This is a genomic window from Flammeovirga sp. SJP92 (assembly GCF_001583495.1).
Taxonomy (GTDB): Bacteria; Bacteroidota; Bacteroidia; order Cytophagales; family Flammeovirgaceae; genus Flammeovirga.
Genome location: NZ_LQAQ01000061.1, coordinates 491,595 through 506,830, shown reverse-complemented (window position 1 = coordinate 506,830; position 15,236 = coordinate 491,595). Strand labels below are relative to the sequence as shown.

Annotated in this window: 10 protein-coding genes; 4 read left to right on the top strand and 6 right to left on the bottom strand. The window is 36.7% G+C overall.

Annotation, left to right across the window (positions count from 1 at the left end):
- Nucleotides 1-5: 5 nt before the first annotated feature.
- On the bottom strand, nt 6-3,593 hold the full coding sequence (locus AVL50_RS14780) for a S8 family serine peptidase (RefSeq protein ID WP_062617254.1): 3,588 nt from the start codon (nt 3,591-3,593) through the stop codon (nt 6-8).
- Between the two features lie 211 nt (nt 3,594-3,804).
- On the opposite strand from AVL50_RS14780, the gene AVL50_RS14775 reads away from it, so the two are divergent.
- The 3 genes from AVL50_RS14775 (at nt 3,805) to AVL50_RS14765 (ending at nt 9,722) form a co-directional block, all read left to right on the top strand.
- The gene (locus tag AVL50_RS14775; RefSeq protein WP_062617253.1) at nt 3,805-5,568 is read left to right on the top strand and encodes a long-chain fatty acid--CoA ligase; all 1,764 of its coding nucleotides are present in this window, start codon (nt 3,805-3,807) and stop codon (nt 5,566-5,568) included.
- A 208-nt stretch (nt 5,569-5,776) separates the two neighbouring features.
- Entirely contained in the window at nt 5,777-7,159 is a 1,383-nt protein-coding gene (locus tag AVL50_RS14770) for a 3' terminal RNA ribose 2'-O-methyltransferase Hen1 (RefSeq protein WP_062617476.1), read from the top strand.
- Nucleotides 7,149-9,722 (top strand): polynucleotide kinase-phosphatase, encoded by a 2,574-nt coding sequence (locus AVL50_RS14765; RefSeq protein ID WP_062617252.1) that lies wholly within the window; start codon nt 7,149-7,151, stop codon nt 9,720-9,722. Before AVL50_RS14770 ends, AVL50_RS14765 begins: the two co-directional genes overlap by 11 nt.
- Before the next feature lie 71 nt (nt 9,723-9,793).
- On the opposite strand, the gene AVL50_RS14760 is transcribed toward AVL50_RS14765, so the two are convergent.
- Complete coding sequence (locus AVL50_RS14760) at nt 9,794-10,462, bottom strand: PD-(D/E)XK nuclease-like domain-containing protein (protein ID WP_062617251.1); 669 nt, start codon at nt 10,460-10,462, stop codon at nt 9,794-9,796.
- A 266-nt stretch (nt 10,463-10,728) separates the two neighbouring features.
- Between AVL50_RS14760 and AVL50_RS14755 the strand changes: the two genes are divergently transcribed.
- Complete coding sequence (locus tag AVL50_RS14755) at nt 10,729-11,796, top strand: hypothetical protein (RefSeq protein WP_062617250.1); 1,068 nt, start codon at nt 10,729-10,731, stop codon at nt 11,794-11,796.
- 115 nt (nt 11,797-11,911) lie between these two features.
- Here the strand turns inward: AVL50_RS14755 and AVL50_RS14750 are convergent, their stop codons facing one another.
- The 4 genes from AVL50_RS14750 to AVL50_RS14735 all read right to left on the bottom strand — a co-directional run bounded on the left by AVL50_RS14750 (nt 11,912) and on the right by AVL50_RS14735 (nt 15,234).
- Complete coding sequence (locus AVL50_RS14750) at nt 11,912-12,442, bottom strand: gliding motility lipoprotein GldH (RefSeq protein WP_062617249.1); 531 nt, start codon at nt 12,440-12,442, stop codon at nt 11,912-11,914.
- A complete protein-coding gene (locus AVL50_RS14745) occupies nt 12,435-13,829 on the bottom strand; it encodes a regulatory iron-sulfur-containing complex subunit RicT (RefSeq protein WP_082795830.1) in 1,395 nt (464 codons plus the stop codon). The genes AVL50_RS14750 and AVL50_RS14745 overlap by 8 nt, the downstream gene beginning before the upstream one ends.
- Before the next feature lie 71 nt (nt 13,830-13,900).
- A complete protein-coding gene (gene coaD / locus AVL50_RS14740) occupies nt 13,901-14,362 on the bottom strand; it encodes a pantetheine-phosphate adenylyltransferase (protein ID WP_062617248.1) in 462 nt (153 codons plus the stop codon).
- Nucleotides 14,359-15,234, bottom strand: coding sequence for a DUF3822 family protein (locus tag AVL50_RS14735; RefSeq protein ID WP_172826848.1), 876 nt, complete (start codon nt 15,232-15,234; stop codon nt 14,359-14,361). Before AVL50_RS14735 ends, coaD begins: the two co-directional genes overlap by 4 nt.
- Between the last annotated feature and the right edge of the window lie 2 nt (nt 15,235-15,236).

Sequence of the window (15,236 nt, the reverse complement as noted above, 5' to 3'; positions counted from 1 at the left end):
CATCGTTATAGAATGGAAATTTGCCATGTCTTGCTTCCATACGTTGAAGAGGCTCTCAAAATGCAATTCTTGTTTTTCAATGTCCTTGGAAGATAAATTGTATAATTTGATCCTGTAATGATGTATGGTATTTTATCCAATAGTAAGCGTCCGTCTGTTGTATAAAGTTCAAAAGACATCATCCCTAGGTTTCTTGATAAAGCTAAATGAATTTTGCCGTCGTTCACCGGATTTGGATATAATTTACCTTCTTCCAATGTAGAGACCACTGAACTTAGTGGGTTGTCACTTTTTACCTCAATTTCTTTTGAAATAATATAAGTACATCCAGCTTTGTTGGTCGCAAACAATCTTAACTCTGAAAAACCAGTAGAAGTGAAGGTAGGATTGACAGTTATATCGTTGGTTTCTCCAATTTTCTGATCGTCTAAATACCATGTCCATGTAGTGGCACTGGCATTCGCATCAAAAGTGGCTGTGATACTTTCATTGACATAAGAAATACTGTCAGACATCGAATAGTCATTGAATACCGAATCAATTATAACTTGTGTGAATACTTTTTCAATTGTACCTGCAGTTCTCTCGGCGCATGTTATCCAGAAAGAGGTGTCTCTTTGATTGTCATATAGCGTAAGTGATTTTCCTGTATGAGCTAGCTGTGTCAATAATTCATCTTTATAGAAATGATAATTATTGCATCCGTCTGGCTGAATAATAATGCTGCTGTTCACGCACGTATAGATTGTTGGTTCAACTGTCAATATTGGAATCACTTCACCTTGCAACTGGACAGTATCTCCATTGTAAACAAATCTTCCTTGAGATTGAACATAATAATAATCAATGGAATCAATAAGTACCTCAAATTGTCTTCCTCTTCCTTTTAACTCTTTTGTTCCATTTTCATTTTTGAAGAGTGCTAAAGAATCAAAATTACTGGTCCTGATTGGTACATATTCTCCTTCATAAGCTTGTTGATACTCAATTTCTGGAGAAGAGCCTTTCAACCAATATTGAGCGTAAGGAAGTATACTGTCAATTTGTGAATAAAGTTGTGTTAGGCTATCGGCAGCAGTGATTAAGAAGCCAACTCTAGCGGTTTCATTTGCTTTTAGATTTGGAATACTTAAACTGATCACACTTGATGTATTGGTGCCAACATCAGGTTCACCAATATTTGTGGTGCCAATTCCTGAAGAAACGGCTTTTATTTTATCACTATCTGAGAAACCATCTGTAATATCAATAGCACTATTGGTGCCGTCTGTATTGTCAATTGCCTGAACATTAATATCACCTTCATTCAATAAAGTGATGGCGGCGTATTTTCTTTCATTGACGTGCTTTACAAAGACCATCCTTCTGCTTTGATCGTAATCCAATATAGAGCTGTCAGCAGGAAAAGTCTCTTCAGAAATGGTAGTATATTCCATCATCCAATCCATAAACAGGCCAGCATAGAGGGTGTCAATTTCCTCGTTTGATACATTTTTTATAGCGAGTTCTGTGAAAAATTCACTATTGATATAAAAGTTGTTGGCAGAAAAATAGGTTTGATTCACTTCAACTGATATAGGGGAATTGGACTCAGTGTCACCGTACATCATCGTGTATGCGTACATCGGGTAATTCTCATCCATGGCATATTCTCTTAAATAGTTGATAAAAGTTACGCCTTGAAAGTCACTATTTCTTGTATTGGCATAAATATCTGTATATGTAGCATCAGATACTCTATCTTTTGTAGCTAAAATAACTCCAGCTTGTCTTGTGAGATGATAATGATTGTAGCTGAAAGAAGAGTTTGGAGTGAAGTAGCTCAATCCATGTTCTTTTCCAATTGTACCATCAGGACGGAAAACGCCAGTGATTTTATTGAAGTTGATGAATTGTTCAAGGGTAATATTCATTTCAATATTTTGCCAGTCTTTATAAACATAATTAGAAGAGCTGTCAACAAAATTAATTCTGAAATAAACATTTTCTTGCAGGTTGGCTGTTTCACTGATTTTGAATAAGAAAGGAGCGCGGTTGTTAGAAATTACTTGCCCTTCACTCATTTGACCTATAAATGTTGTGTCAGAAATTGGAGTATAACTATTGTTATAAGATGTCATAATGGCTTTTAGATTTCCAGAGTTACCATTTAGTATATTTCTGAAATCAAACCAAATCGCTAAAGTATCCCCTTGGGCTATGGCGATATCGCCAGTTGTATGATGTTCATAGTGTAAATTTTCTGCTTGAACAATATGAGCACTGTCTTTATAGGTCAATGCTCTGTAAGCATCAGCTAAACCATAACCAAATCTATATCTGTCTTTCGCGTTGTTTCCAATGGAATAAAATGAAGTGTCTGACGTAAAACGTAGAAGTTGTTTTACCTGTTTGGCGGTCAGTTCTGGATATTCACTTCTGACAAGAGCGGCAATTCCAGCCAAAGTAGGAGAAGCGTATGAGGTGCCACTTGTGTGTTTATAGCCGTTGTTGACCGTTGTAGATAAAGAATTATCTGTGCCAATCAATGTGATATTATAACTTTTCGTGAAATCTCTATTGTTCTTATTTTCATCAACGGCTCCCACAGACATTACATTATCATAAGATGCTGGGAAATAATTTGTCAGTTCTTGATTGTGATTGTTATTTCCGGAAGCGGCAACAAATAATACGTCATATTCAGGGTCTTCTGTATAAAAGTCAATGACCTCTTCATAGGCCTGTGAACTGATATTGGGAGCACCCCAGGACATATTAATAATATCAGCTCCGTTTTCCGCTAGATAAACTAAACTACTCAATGTGCTTCTCACAGCAAATATCATTTTAGCATTGAATCCAATACCAGCAATACCTTTTTGGTTGTCAGGAGTGGCGGCGGCAGTTCCAGCTACTTCAGTTCCGTGATTTGAACCTGTTAGATCATCACTGTTGTTGGCAAAGTTATACCCATAAATATCATCTATATAACCATTATTGTCATCGTCAATTCCTGGAGAGCCATTCAGTTCAGCCTCATTAACTCTCAAGTTATCTTTTAAGTCTTCATGGTCAATTTCAAAACCGCTGTCGTGAATACCAATCACAACATCTTCACTGCCTTTTGTAATGGCCCATGCTTGCTTTAAATTATGATTGACAATGTTGTATTGATCGGTGTACCTTGGATCATTCGGAGTGTATTCATCAATGGTTTGTAAGTCCTCTACATAGACTTCTACTTCAGCATACTCCACAAGAGGGTGTTTTTGAAGCTCCTCCAATGTGTGTTGTATGTTGGATGAATTATCAAGGTGTATTTCCAAAATATCAGGTCTTTCTTTTTGAAAAATCTGATAAAAAGAAAATGGGTTCTTAGGTGCTGGGATAATATGTGCATACTTTTTTGGTGCTAGCATAGTAGCAGGAAAATCCCTGTCTTCCAAAAATGTGGAAGACCAAGGTTGAAGAATTGTAGTGCTAGTACTTTTAAGTTTGGCGTAAATCACCACATCATTATTATTCTGAGCATTACTTGCAAAACTAAAAAACGCAAGACCTGTAGCAATGAATGATGTAATGAGGATTTTATATAAGTATATTCCTTTCATGGGTAGAATACGGTCTATGAAAAGCATTGACAGACAACTTTTAAAGCGGTCTTTGCCGAAATCTTTGTAAAATTAGGACAAATATATTATTATCAATAGTTTTAAGATAACACAAAATCCAATAACAAGAAAGAATGCCTTTGAACAAAGTTGTGGAACAAGCTTTATAAGTTCATAAGGGCATCAAACATTACTTTACAACCAATAAATTATGACAACACCTAAACGCACATTCGATTTTCTTTATGTACAAAAAGAGCACTTTCCGAAGGAGGATTGCGTAGCCTACAAACAAAACGGACAGTGGAAAAAGTTTTCTACTGATGAAGTCGTAGAAATCGTTAACAATCTCAGTATAGGGTTTCTTGAGTCGGGCTTAAAAAGTGGTGATAAAGTTGCAATCATCTCAGCCAACAGGCCAGAATGGAATTTCATTGATTTAGCCTGTCAGCAAGTCGGTATTATTTCAGTGCCCATCTATCCGACGATCACTGTAGATGATTACAGCTACATTTTTGAGAATTCGGATTCGAAATTTGTTTTTGTAGGAGATGAGGATCTGTTTCAAAAATCAACTGAAGCAGCAGAGAAAGCGACTAACATTGAGAAGATCTTCACATTCGATAGAATAGAAAATGCTCCACATTGGACGGAAGTGGAAGAACTTGGTAAAGGCAAAGAAAGAACTGAGGTAGAGAAGATGATGGCAAGTATTAAAGAAGATGACTTGATGACCATCATTTATACATCAGGAACTACAGGAAGGCCAAAAGGTGTGATGCTTTCTCATAAAAATGTAGTATCCAATGCAATTGCGGTATCATCGGTTTGCCCCATCGAAAAAGGAAAATCAAAAGCTTTGAGTTTTCTGCCGTTATGCCACATTTATGAAAGAACAGGTTTCCATTATTTCCTTCAGTACGGTGTTTCTGTTTATTATGCCGAAAGTATGGAAACAATCGCTGCCAATCTGCAAGAAGTGAAACCCGATGTATTCAATACAGTACCGCGCTTGTTGGAAAAAATCTATGATAAAATTATAGCGAAAGGTTTAGAAGCAAGTGGACCGAAGCGTGCTATTTTCTTTTGGGCCCTCAACTTAGGCCTCCGTTATGAACCAAGAAAAGATCAAGGCTTTATTTATGATAAACAGCTGGAATTGGCCAATAAATTGGTTTTCTCAAAATGGAGAGAAGCCTTGGGTGGTAATGTAAAAGCAATTAATGTGGGAGCAGCGGCACTTCAGCCTCGTTTAGCTAGAGTTTTCTGGTCAGCAGGAATAAAACTTTGTGAAGGGTACGGGTTGACGGAAACATCTCCAGTAATTGCAGTAAACAGAGCAGAGGAGATCGATATGATGGTGGGTACAGTTGGGCCATTGATTGAAGGAGTGGAAGTGAAAATTGCTGATGATGGGGAGATTCTTGCTAAAGGCCCTAATGTCATGATGGGATATTATAAAAACCCAGAGAAAACAGCAGAAGTTTTGCAAGATGGATGGTTCCATACGGGTGATATTGGTGAGTTGGTAGAAGGGAAATTCTTGAAAATTACAGACCGTAAAAAGGAAATGTTCAAAACATCAGGAGGGAAATATGTAGCACCTCAATTAATTGAAAATAAAATCAAGGAATCTTATTTTATTGAGCAAGCAGCGGTGATAGGAAATAATAGAAAGTTTCCATCAGCACTTGTAGTTCCTAATTTTGATGGACTGAAGGAATGGTGTAATCTTCATCATATTAATTATACCACAGATCACGAAATGATCAAGAATGATCAGGTCCTTGAAAAAATTGAACAAGAAATTGAGAAAGCGAATAAAAACTTTGCTCAATGGGAAAAAGTGAAGAAAATATCGCTTGTTGATCATGTTTGGTCCATTGATTCAGGAGAGGTAACACCTACGTTGAAATTGAAACGGAAGGTGATCAATGAGAAGTATGAGAGCATGATTGAGGAAATGTATCAATAATTTTTGAAGAGGCTATGAGGTGAAATTCATAGCCTCTTTTATTAGTACTTAAACTTTTTATTCTTTACTTTTATTCACCTGTTTAGAAAAAGCAAACTAAATTTTGTCTGACAATAACAACAAACTCATATTGAATTCTCACAAGAATGAGATATTTCTAGCTTGGTCTATAGCAGGAATTAAATTTTTTTTGAAACTTAAAAATCAAATGTTACTCAACATCACAACTACACATCAGCCTGCGTCTGTATTGGGGTTTATGTTGCATAAGCATCCCGATAAACTGCAAACTGTAAAACTGTCCATCGGAAAAGCACATGTATTTTACCCCGAAAGCTCAGAAGAGAAAACAACAGTGTCTTTGTTATTGGATATTGATCCAATAGACATGGTAAGAGGAGGTAGAAACCTGTCAGGAAAAGGATTCGCATTAGGTCAATATGTGAATGACCGACCCTATGTGGCTTCGTCATTTATGAGCGTAGCCTTATCGAAAGCTTTTTCAACAGCGATGAACGGAAAGTGCAGTCATGATCCCAATCTTGTAGATGTTGAGATGCCCTTTGAAGTAAGTTTAACTTCACTGCCAGCTCCAAAAGGTGGGGAATTGCTGATTAGAAATATGTTTGAGCCTCTAGGTTATGAGGTGGAATTGGAGCGTTATACGTTGGATGAAAAATTCACGGAATGGGGCGATAGTAAATACTTCACATTGAATTTGAAGCATACTTTGAAATTGAAAGACCTGCTTTCCCACCTGTATGTTTTAATTCCAGCATTGGACAATGATAAGCATTATTATGTGAGCAATAATGAAGTTGAAAAACTTTTGGACAAAGGAAAAGAATGGTTGAAAGATCATCCTGAGAAAGAACAGATCACCAAAAGGTATCTTTTTAATTTAAGCCACCTTTCAAGAAAAGCCTTAGAACAACTTCGTGATGAGGATGTCGAAGAAAATGAGGTGGAGGAAAATGTGAAGAAAGAAACATTGCATACTCAACGTTTGAAATTGGTTTTGGAGAAACTTTTAGCTTCCGGGGCTAAAAATGTGATTGATTTAGGTTGTGGAGAAGGAAAACTGATCCGAATGCTGATCAAGGAAAAACAATTAGAGAAAATTGTCGGAATGGATGTTTCCTATCAAGATTTAACCAAGTGCAAGGAACGTCTGCATTGGGAGGAAATGGCACCTAAGCAAAAAGATCGAATTGACCTTTTTCAAGGAGCATTGACGTACCAAGATGACCGTTTGGCAGGGTTTGATGCAGCTACGATTGTGGAAGTGATTGAACATATGGATGAAAGCCGTCTTCAATCTTTTGAAAGGGTTGTATTTGAATTTGCGAAACCTAAAACGGTTTTTCTTACCACACCAAATGGTGAGTACAATGTTCTTTATGAGAGCATGGAAGAAAATACTATGCGTCATACAGACCATCGTTTTGAATGGACAAGAGCAGAGTTTGAAACGTGGGCGAATAAAGTAGCCGAAACGTACAATTACACCGTTTCATTTTTACCAATCGGAGAAGAAGACAGTAAAGTAGGAGCTCCATCACAAATGGCAATTTTTAATCATGGAAATTAAAGTACCTGAATTATCATTAGTACTTCTTATCGGTTCTTCGGGTTCGGGTAAGAGTACATTCGCATCAAAACATTTTAATCAATACGAAGTCGTGTCATCAGATATTTGCAGAGGCATAGTGTCTAATGATGAGAACAGTCAGAAAGCGTCACAGGATGCTTTTGATGTATTGAATTTTATTATAGAAAAAAGGCTGAAGAACGGCCTGCTTACGGTAGTGGATGCTACCAACGTTCAGAAGCAAGCAAGAAAGAATTTATTGAATCTTGCTAAAAAATACCATACGCTTCCTGTTGCCCTTGTTTTAGATATGCCTCAGAAAGTATGTGAGGAAAGAAACAAGGAAAGGGAAGATCGTAATTTTGGCAATCATGTTATTCGAAATCAACAACAGCAACTTCGAAAATCAATCAGAGGTTTGAAGAAGGAAGGTTTCAGAAAGACTTATGTGTTAAAAGGAGAGGAAGAGGTGGAAGCTGTCACTGGAGTGGTAAGAGAAAAACTCTACAATGACAAAAAAGATGAGCATGGTCCTTTTGACATCATAGGTGACATTCATGGCTGTTATGATGAAACAATTGAATTATTAGAGAAACTTGGTTATGTGATGAATCAGGTGGAAGATAATGGTTCAAATTATGGTATAGAAGTGACACACCCTGAAGGTAGAAAAGTGATTTTCTTAGGTGATTTAGTGGATAGAGGGCCAAAGTCTCCTGAAGTACTGAAGTTGGTGATGAGCATGGTCAGAAGTGAAGTTGCTTTGTGTGTGCCTGGTAATCATGACATCAAATTACAAAAGAAACTGAGTGGTAGAGATGTGCAATTGAAGCACGGATTGGAAGTAACGATGGAACAGTTGGAAGGTGCTTCTGATGCATTTTTAGAAGATGTAAGAGAGTTTCTTTACAGTCTAGTAAGTCATTATATTTTAGATAATGGAAAATTGGTAGTTGCTCATGCAGGTTTGAAAGAAGAAATGCAGGGAAGAGGATCTGGAGCAGTACGATCATTCTGTCTTTATGGAGAAACTACAGGTGAAATTGACGAATTTGGCCTACCTGTCAGATACAATTGGGCTTCGGAATACAGAGGTAGTGCGAAAGTGGTGTATGGTCACACTCCAGTTCCAGAAGCAGAGTGGTTCAATAAAACTATCGATATTGACACAGGTTGTGTATTTGGAGGGAAATTGACCGCATTACGTTATCCAGAAGAAGAATTGATTTCGGTGGATGCTGCAAAAGTGTACAGTGAGCCAGTAAAACCTTTGGAAGCGGGAAGTTCATCAGGCATGTCACATCAGCAAGAATATGACGATTTGTTGGTGATTGATGATGTCATTGGAAAGAGAATAGTGCAGACAAGGTTGAGAAATAATCTGACCATAAAGGAAGAGAATTCTATTGCTGCACTAGAAGTAATGAGCCGATTTGCGATTAATCCAAAATGGTTGATTTACTTGCCTCCAACTATGTCTCCTTGTGAAACGAGTGATTTACCTAACTATTTAGAACATCCAAAAGAAGCGATCAATTACTTCAAAAAACGTGGAGTGGAGCAGTTGGTTTGTGAGGAAAAACACATGGGTTCAAGGGTTGTTCTTGTGGTTTGTAAAAATGAAGAAGTTGTACTGAAGCGTTTTGGTATTGAAAATAAAGGTATCGGAGTTTGTTATACTAGAACTGGAAGAAACTTTTTTAATGATCAGACAATAGAAAAAGAATTCTTAGGTAGAGTACAAAGTGCCTTAACAGAATCAGGGTTCTGGGAACAATTTGATACCGATTGGGTCTGTTTAGATGCTGAATTGATGCCTTGGTCTGCTAAAGCACAGTCGCTGTTGAAAGATCAATATGCTGCAGTGGGCACTTCTGCTCAGAAATCACTGTCGGCAGTAGAGGCGGTATTGCAAAAAACACAAAGCAGAGGAGTGGAAGGCATTGAACAATTATTGTCAAAAGTAACAGATAAAAAAGGAACAGTTGACAAGTATATTGATGCCTACAGAAACTACTGTTGGGAAGTGAAATCAATCAGTGATTATAAATTGGCTCCATTCCATATTTTAGCCACAGAAGGTCATGTTCATGTAGATAAAGACCATCAATGGCATATGGAAAAGATCCAATCGATTTGTGAAGCAGATAAGGAAATTTTCAGAATCACACCTTATAAAATTGTGAACACAAAAAGTGAGGAGAGCATTCAAGAAGTTATTGATTGGTGGACAGATTTGACGGCTAAAGGTGGTGAAGGAATGGTGGTGAAATCCTTCGACTTCATTACTCGTGGTAAAGATGGATTGCAACAGCCTGCTATAAAATGTAGAGGAAGTGAATATTTAAGAATTATCTACGGTCCGGAATATGATTTGCCAGAAAATCTTGAAAGACTTAAAAATAGAGGGCTTTCAAGAAAGCGTTCCTTGGCGTTGAGAGAATTTGCTTTGGGTATTGAGAGCTTAGAGCGTTTCGTACAACAAGAACCATTGAGGCGAGTACATGAAACAGTTTTTGGTGTTTTAGCTTTAGAAAGCGAAGAAGTAGATCCAAGGTTGTAAATTTGTTCTCAACAGGTCTAAAATAAAAACCTCTCATCGTAGTTTTTTACGGTGAGAGGTTTTTTGTTGAGTTATTTTCTTAGTGAAAGTGCCGTTTCATGAAGGGTGGCATCATCCGCAATTTTCTTCAGTAACACTTCAGCTTTTTTTCTGCCGTGAACCAAATACTCATCTTCTTTATTCCATTCCAACCTAAAAAGTCTTCCTTTAGAAGTTTTACTCACGCCAATTACACGAGCGATAGGCGCTTGGATTGGAATATTGTAAAATGAAATCTGTCTGTCAAAGTCTTTTTGTAAAACCTGCTTTTCAAACGCCTGACGCATATTTCTAGAAGTAGTTTTAAGGTCCAACACTACTTCACCTTCAATAAAAAGGTCGGGTTTTGCTTTACATTCTAAACCAGTAAGAGGGTCTTTCCAGAAAATACATTTTTCAATTAATACATCGGGGTGCGAAAGCAACTCATTCAAAAGAGGATAATTTCTAGCAGTAGCGGCTATTCTTCCAATTTTATTGGCTTGAGGAGCTGTTAGCTTTTTTTGCATATCCATCCATTTTTCAGGTTCTAAAATTGCGGTATGTAAATATGTGCCTTCTCTCAAAGCTTTTTTAGGAGTAAAAGGAGGTTGATTTAAAAGGTGCATTTGAGCATTTTTCAAATCGGTATTGGCAAGGGCAGGGTGTGCTCTGTATTCCGCCTCTGGCATATCTACTATATCGTAAGCAATTTTTGACATATAAATGAGTTTTTTCTGTCTTGCAAAGATGCAGTTAACTCTTGTAACTCACAACTCTTTTCTTTCCGTGAGATCTCAACTTTTGTGATTGAAATTCTTAAAAAGTTATGAATGACAGCTTGAAAGAAAGTTTTTTGGAGATAGTAATCACAAAACAATAAAATACAGCAAATATATTGGAGTACTTCGTTAAATTTACTCAGAATCCATTTCAAGAATTATCAAAAGAAGGTTGTGCTTTTGGTATCGGTTAGAAGAATGATAATATGGCTTTAATTAGTAAGAAAAAATTACCTTATCCGGTTACAGAACCGTTAGAATATTTTTTAGATCAGTACGATAGGATCTCTCCAGTAAATATCAAGTATGAAGATCTGACGCGTTTTAATAATGCAATTCCACTTTATGACTCACAAGGGGAGGATACTTTGTGGATTACGGTATTTTATCCACAGGATGATATGGAAGAATTGTATAAAACGCTTAAAAAACTTTATGCATCTTTGAGAGCCGATGGTAACCTTACGGTCATGGAACACCTTTTCGTGGATAGGGTAGATATGTGTACTTACGGTAATACCAAGCCATTTAGAGTAAGAATTGTAAACCGAATCAATGATAACTTTGACTACTTCTATATCAAAGTGGCCGATGCTTCAAGGATTTATGGTTTAGAATTAGAAGATATTTTATCACCGAATAAGGTGAGTTATCTTGTGACAGAACAGACGCTCATTGAGGAGCATATTCCGGGTATTCCAGGTGATACGTTTATCAATAGTTATTTAGAAGATGGTCATCAAAATAAAACGCGTTTGACAAAGGAGTTTGTGAAATTCAATGAAAGATGTTTTGTACAGCTTCTAGGGGATATGCACTCTTCAAACTGGGTAGTTTTAATGGTGCCGGATTTTGATGAAATCAACTACAGAATCAGACCTATTGATTTTGATCAGCAGAGTTATGAAGGAAGAAGGAATATTTATATGCCACAATTCTACCGTCAGAACAACGCCATTTTAAAGCTCATGATGGGTAAAATTTCTTGGGAATCTGTAAGACAGTACCAAGCCGAAGAACGTTTTATGATTGCCAGTAGGGTAATGGGTTTCCGTCACAGAGCAAAGGATATTTTAAGAACAATGCGTAAAGATGTGATTGCTCCAAGGGATAATGTGATGTCATTGAGACAAGACCTTTCAGAGCATTACAAGAGCTCAAGATTTTTGAAATGTGAGAATATGGGTGAAATTGTAACTGAATCTATTGAGCACGTATTAAGAAGACAAGACAAGTATAAAGACATGTTTGATTCTTCTCAATATGAACAATAAGCAAACAAGGTGAGGAGAACTTTTGTATAAGAAATTACTTCCGACTAATACATTAAAAAAGGAGATCTAGTATTTTAAAATACCGGATCTCCTTATTTTTTATTTTTAGAAAAACTTAATTTTTCTCTACTTTCTCTAATCGGTACCCCACACCAATGACACCGTTTAATTCATCTGGTCGCATAAAATGTGAGATTTGAAAAGTATAATTTCCTTCCTTTGGAAATTTGAAATTCTTTTTCAACGTAACAGAGTGGTTATAAATAGCCCCCGTACTTGAATTACCAATAGATTGTTCAACCTTACCGAATGGTTCACCTGTTTTCATTTTGAATAATTGACAATCTTTCATTGTTTCCGCAATTAATGTGTCAACTTCATCAAGTGTACCATGCTCAACTAACGAATATTTGATGTAAATATTCTGGAATGGATAATCATTAGTATTTCTAATATAGGTAATCAAATTGTACTCACTACTGAGGTCTTCTACATCAAAATTAAATGATGCTAAAGAATCTACATTCCAAGATTCATTTTCATAATCCACAAACTCCTCGTGCACCATTTGAGAGTCACAAGAAGTAAAGAATAATGATAAGATTACACCCAAGAAAGGTAAAACTATTTTAGTAGGATTACTCATTTGTATTGTTAGGTCTTCTACGTTTTCCTCTGAAATTACCTCTTTGAGGTTTTTTGTTATTACCTCCTTCTTTTTTAGACTTCGGCTGTTGTTGCTGTTTAGGAGCGTTATTAGGTTTTTTACCTTCATTTTGCTTTTGCTCAGCGTTGTTTCCTTTTTGTCTATTCGGGAAGTTGCCTCTTTTCTTAGCAGGGCCATTGTTTTGTTTTTTGCGAGGCTGATTTTTCTGACGTTCGTTTGGCTGTTGGCCTTTTTTATTGTCAGTAGCCTGTTTGTTTTGGTCCTGCTTGCGCTTTCCTTTATTCTTCTTTTGAGGAACAGGCTGTTTTTCAAGTACAGAACTTAATTTCTGTTCCTGCATTACAGCAGTCTTGTCAATCGTATTTTCCTCCAATGTTTCAGGGAACTTACCTCTCTCATTCATTTTTGAGATTTCATGAACCCTTTTGGTAGAGATAGCATGCCAAGTTGTTTCACCTTGGAAACTGAACCACATTCTCTTACGGAAAATATCCACTTTCTGAAGAATGGCTTCGCCTTTCTGTGTCTTTAAGTTTTTATCCAACAAAGGAATATCTACCAAAGCATCAATATAAGTCTCTAACTCATAGTTCAGACAACATTTCAAACGCCCGCACTGACCAGATAACTTACTTGGATTTAAAGAAAGGTTTTGATAGCGAGCAGCAGAAGTAGAGACACTTTTGAACTCTGTCAACCACGTAGAACAGCATAACTCTCTACCACAAGAACCAATTCCGCCTAACCTACTAGCTTCTTGTCTTAAGCTGATTTGACGCATTTCTACGCGGATCTTAAATTCGCTTGCCAATACTTTAATCAGCTGACGGAAGTCTACTCTGTCATCTGCAGAATAGTAGAAAGTGGCTTTGGAGTTATCTGCTTGGAAATCAACATCAGAGAGCTTCATTTGTAACTCCATGTCTTGAATGATTTCCCTAGTACGGTATAAAGTAGGAATTTCTCTATTTTTTACCATTGCCAATTTCTCCAAATCTTTAGGAGTAGCATGACGAAGGATATTCAAAAGTTCATCTTCCTCTTCATTTATTCCTTTCTTGATCAGCTGTAACCTTACTAAGTCACCTTGTAAACTTACATGACCAATATGATGACCATTTCCAGTGTCAACAACTACTGGATCGCCAGTGTATAATTCAAGGTGTAGGTGATTTTTAAAATACCCCTTTCTACCACCTTTGAATTTTATTTCTATTATATTAAAACGTTGCGATGAGGGGAGGTCCATGTCGCCTAGCCAATCGAAAGAATTCAATTTACTACAGCCTCCAGAACTACAGTCGCCATTACTGCCACATCCTGTTGGTACCCCACATGCTCCCGTTGCACACGATTGACATCCCATATCTATCTATTTTTAGTCTATCTTTCGATAGGTTTGGCAATTTAGCCGAATGCAAAAATGCATTAAAAAAATTAATATTCCGATTCTAATTTGAATGGAACAAATTCACTCACACTGTGTCCAAATTTATGAAGTTCACGTATAATTGATGAACTTAAGTGTGAATATTCAGGTGAAGTGTAAATGAAAACAGTATCAATGCCATTCACATATCTGTTTGCTTGAGCAATACTGTTTTCGTATTCAAAGTCTGTTGTATTTCTAAGCCCTCTTAATAATACACAGGCTCCAAGGTCTTTTGCTACTTTGGCCGTAAGATCTTGGTATAAAATGACTCTGATGCTTGGATTATCTTTAAAATAATCCTCTATCAATGCTTTCATTTTTTCCGCAGGGAAAAAGCGTTTCTTTTTGGTGTTATGACCTATTCCAATGACAATTTCGTCAAATAGTTGTGTACCGCGCAGTGCAATATCTTCATGTCCTTTTGTAAAAGGATCAAATGTGCCAGGAAAAAAAGCAATTCTTTTCATTTATATAATTTCATATTGCCTATAATATCAACGGCAGCATGTTGATGAGGCTCTTGGTCAAATTGATAAGCATAAAGTACATCTTTTGGTTTATTTCCGAAAGTAACTTTGCTTATAAATTTTCTTAAGGTGTTAATTTCTTCAGCGTTACTGTTCAATTCTCCCCAAATATAAATTTCAGTATCCTTCGGTGATAATTGTAATTCATCTACCACAAAAAGAATGAAATACAACATGTCTTGAGCAGTTTTGTACTTAAACATGTTGGCAAAAGAAAGGGAGTTATCTTGATTGGTATTAATGATGCAAATGGTATCTGTGTCAATGTAACAGTGAATACCTGCAGCAACATTGTTGACTTCCTGAATAAAGCTATTGGCGTAGTGATTATAAGAAATAGTAGAGTTACTGTACATTTCATTAAACCACTCCTCCAATTCAGAAGGAAGTGCATAAACCACAGAAGCTCCAAAATTAGTAGCATTTTTGAACACTTTGTCCTTTTTACTGCTAAACTTTGAAGACAGTTTTAAAATATTCTGTTCAGTTTCCTCATCAGCAACATCATCAGGTACAAAAGCAAAAGATGATAGAGCTGAAATAATGTTCACTTTTTTCCAGAATGCAGCATTCAGGAAAGAGTGTTTCTGCACTATATTGTGCAGATTGACGATCAAGGCAGTGGTATTCATTGCCGTCTCGTATGAATAAGATTCAAGAGCTAAACACTCGTTGTTTTCAGGGTCGTATACTCCTATAACAAGACAGCTTTGATGTATTCTCAAATGCAAGCTGTATTCAGCTAGTCGAGCTACATCAAAGCTGTTTGAATGTACGGAGTATCTGACTGATTCTAATAGCAGATCTTCCAATA

Coding starts and splice junctions, on each gene's coding strand:
- AVL50_RS14780 (WP_062617254.1), bottom strand. CDS start 3,593: ATGAAAGGAATATACTTATATAAAATCCTCATTACATCATTCATTGCT.
- AVL50_RS14775 (WP_062617253.1), top strand. CDS start 3,805: ATGACAACACCTAAACGCACATTCGATTTTCTTTATGTACAAAAAGAG.
- AVL50_RS14770 (WP_062617476.1), top strand. CDS start 5,777: ATGTTACTCAACATCACAACTACACATCAGCCTGCGTCTGTATTGGGG.
- AVL50_RS14765 (WP_062617252.1), top strand. CDS start 7,149: ATGGAAATTAAAGTACCTGAATTATCATTAGTACTTCTTATCGGTTCT.
- AVL50_RS14760 (WP_062617251.1), bottom strand. CDS start 10,462: ATGTCAAAAATTGCTTACGATATAGTAGATATGCCAGAGGCGGAATAC.
- AVL50_RS14755 (WP_062617250.1), top strand. CDS start 10,729: ATGGCTTTAATTAGTAAGAAAAAATTACCTTATCCGGTTACAGAACCG.
- AVL50_RS14750 (WP_062617249.1), bottom strand. CDS start 12,442: ATGAGTAATCCTACTAAAATAGTTTTACCTTTCTTGGGTGTAATCTTA.
- AVL50_RS14745 (WP_082795830.1), bottom strand. CDS start 13,829: ATGGGATGTCAATCGTGTGCAACGGGAGCATGTGGGGTACCAACAGGA.
- coaD (WP_062617248.1), bottom strand. CDS start 14,362: ATGAAAAGAATTGCTTTTTTTCCTGGCACATTTGATCCTTTTACAAAA.